The sequence below is a fragment of the Mycobacterium sp. NAZ190054 genome (assembly GCF_001545925.1).
Taxonomy (GTDB): Bacteria; Actinomycetota; Actinomycetes; order Mycobacteriales; family Mycobacteriaceae; genus Mycobacterium.
Genome location: NZ_LMVQ01000349.1, coordinates 1 through 3150, shown reverse-complemented (window position 1 = coordinate 3150; position 3150 = coordinate 1). Strand labels below are relative to the sequence as shown.

Genomic DNA, 3150 nt, shown 5'->3' with positions numbered 1-3150 from the left:
GGCCTGCCAGAACTGCAGCCGCGCTGGTCCGCCGTGGAACACCAGCAGCCGGTAACGCCCGTCGACGACCGTCGCACCCGGGATCAGGTGCACGTCCTCGGTGACGGACGTCTCGACGGTGGGCTCGGCCGGGATCGTCGTCGTCGGTTCGTCGGGACGCCCGTGCGCGCCGGCGGACTCCGGCACATCGGGTCGGAAGTCGTCAGGTGAGGGTCGGTCGATGCGTGTGGTGGCAGCAGAGTCGTGGTCCGCCGGGGAACCGCTGGTGGGTTCGTCGCTCACCGCGAATCCTTTCCGCCTCCCGTCGCCGGCCACCTCGGCCGCTGGTCCTCGGGCCGCCGACCGGGGAAGCTGACGTCGGCGTAACGAAGACTGGTTACCCGGATCAGCGTACGTGAGCACCCCGGCGGCCACCGACGGCTTACCTGTTCCGAACCTGCGCCGCACCGCGGACAGCGCGGCCCGGGCGTCGGGCACCCGCGCGGCCAGCAACACCCCAGCGATGATCGGCACCATCACCAGCCCGAGGCCCAGCAGACGCAGCAGCGAGCCGGCCGCGCCCCAGTGCACCGTCAGCTGCTCCAGACCGGCGAGCTGGTCGACGACATGGGCGGTCAGGCCGGCCGCCAGGGACGCCGAGACGGTGACCAGGATGGTGCGGAGCACGTCGGTGCCGAGCAGGCGTCCGCCCGGCGGGTCCAGACGGGCCCGCAGCAGCAGGTGGCCGACGGTCGCGCCGGCCAGGAAACCGAGCCCGTTGGCCAGCCCGAGATAGCCGGCGACGAGGTCGGGGTCGTCGGTCAGGTGCGGGGCGGCCAGCGACGCGGCGATCTTGACGACGGTGATGACCACGATCAGCACGATCGGCGTCCACGGCTCCTGCCGGGCGTAGAACACCCGCAGCTGCAGCAGCACCAGCGCGTACGGGATCAGCGTGAACGCCGACAGCGTGATCGCCATGCCGAGGTAGCCGGCGTCGACGGCGCCGAAGTTGCCGTAGGCGAACAGGGCGCTGCCGATCGCCGGGCCGCCGACGGTCATCATCGCCACGATCGGGATGAGGGTGAGCATGGTCAGCCGGGTGGCCAGGGACAGGTCGGCCAGCACGGCCGGGCCGTTCTCGGCGGCCGCGTTGCGCGACAGCCGCGGCATCACCACGGTGAGCACCGTGACGCCGATGATGCCGAACGGCAGTTGCAGCACCAGCCACGTGTAGTTGTAGATGGCCGGGCCCGAGGCGGCGGCACCGCTGGCCACCTGGTTGCCGACGACCAGGCCGATCTGGCTGATGAGCACGTACAGCACCATCGCCAGCGCCATCATCCCGAACTTCTTCAGCCGGTCGTCGATGCCCCACAGCGGCCGCAGGCTGATCCGCTCCCGCCGCAGCGCGACGAACAGCACCGCGGCCTGCGCCACCACGCCCAGGGTGGTGCCGACCCCGAGCACCAGCAGCTTGGCGTTGCCCATCTCCACCGGGTCGATCGAGAGTTCGCCCGGGACAAGGACATACAGCCCGAGCGTGACGATCGCGACGACGTTGTTCACCACCGGCGCCCAGGCGGGCGGCCCGAAGATGTTGCGCGTGTTCAGGATCGCCATGAACACCGACGCCAGACCGTAGAAGATGATCTGGGGGAGCAGCAGGAACGCGAACGCGGTGGTCAGCGGTCGGTTCACCAGCGGGTCGGACCCGAGCATCAGGTCGACGAGCAGCGGCGCCGCCAGCGTCGACACGATCGTGACGACCAGCAGCAGCGTCGTCGCGAGCGTGAGAAGTCTTCGTACGAAGGCGGTTCCGCCGTCGGGGTCGTCGCGTTCGGCGCGGGCGAGCACCGGCACGAAGATCGCGGTGAACGTGGCCTCCAGCACCAGCGCCGCGATCAGGTTGGGCAGCTGATTGGCGACGGTGAACGCGCTCGACAGCGCGGCGCCGAGGATCGCGGCCAGCAGCACGATGCGCGCGAACCCGGTGAGGCGGCTGACGAGCGTGGCCACCGCCATACCCCAGGACCTCGACACCACCGCCGCGTCCGACAACTCCGGCCGGTCGGCGGGACGGCCGGGCGCCGACGGGCGGTGCGGCCTGATGTCACGCATCGTCACCGCCGGGGGCGGTCTTGGTGCGGCGTTTGCCGCTCTTCGCGTCGGAGGGTTCCTCGGCGTCGTAGGCCAGCGCCACGTCCACCGGATCGGGCCGGGTCGGGTCGGCCTCCAGGTCGGCGCGGTCGGGCTGGCCGCGGAACCGGTGCCACAGCCGGCGCCCGACCAGCAGCACCAGTACCGCGCCGCCGGTCAGCGTGATGAAGAACAGCACCTGGCCGTAGGCGTTGGAGTGCACGGACAGCCGCACCGGTTCGCCCAGCGGCAGCCCGTCGGCGGTGCGCAGCGCGACGTCCACGGCGACCCGCTGGGTGAAGTGCACCTCGACGGGCACCTTGAGCGGCAGGAAGCCGGGCGGCAGCACGATCTCGCCCATGTCGGTGACCGTCATGCCGGGCGGCGCGTCGATGTCGAGCCGCACCCGGATGGGCACGAGCAGGTCGTTGCGCAGCGCCAGCGGTATCGGGCTGCGTTCGGTGGCCAGCGTGTAGGAGCCGCCGGGGTTGACGATGGTGACGGCGTTGAACAGGTCCTCGACCGTGCGCCGGACCCGGGTCAGACGCTGCTGGGCCAATCCGTTGCGGGCGTCCGGGGGAACCGAGAGGCTCAGCGCGCGCAGCAGATCCTCCCGCAGCGGCGCGGTGTACTGGTCGCCGGTGAGCCCGGTACGTTCGTCGGTGGTCAGCGCCGTGGTGAAACCCCACAGCCGGCCGGTCGCGGCCGAGATACCGGAGACCACCCCGTCGTCGAACCGGCCGCGGGGGTTGCCGAGCATGCCGGAGGGCAGCGGCGCGTCCCGGGCGGCGGTGGTGGCCTCGCTGATCAGCACGGGCGGCGGGCGCGGTACCGCCAGTTCGGCGCGGATGCTGGTGGCGACGGTGGACAGGACCGCCTGCGCGTCGGCGGGGGTCGCGTTCCACATCAGCGGCAGCACCCCGAGCACACAGAACACCGCCGCCAGCACGATGCCCGCGCTGGTGATCACCGCACCGGTCGCCGACACGGCCCGCACGATGCCGTCGCGGGTGCCATCCCGGCCGGCAGCGT

2 protein-coding genes are annotated in these 3150 nt (G+C 71.8%); both read right to left on the bottom strand.

All coding sequences use genetic code 11. The features are described 5' to 3' along the window. A partial coding sequence (gene murJ / locus ASJ79_RS21385; protein ID WP_082753978.1) for a murein biosynthesis integral membrane protein MurJ occupies positions 1-2100 on the bottom strand: 2100 nt, incomplete at its 3' end. Continuing rightward, on the bottom strand, positions 2093-3150 hold a 1058-nt coding region (locus tag ASJ79_RS21380; protein ID WP_369803731.1), incomplete at its 5' end, for a DUF6049 family protein. The genes ASJ79_RS21380 and murJ, both read right to left, overlap by 8 nt.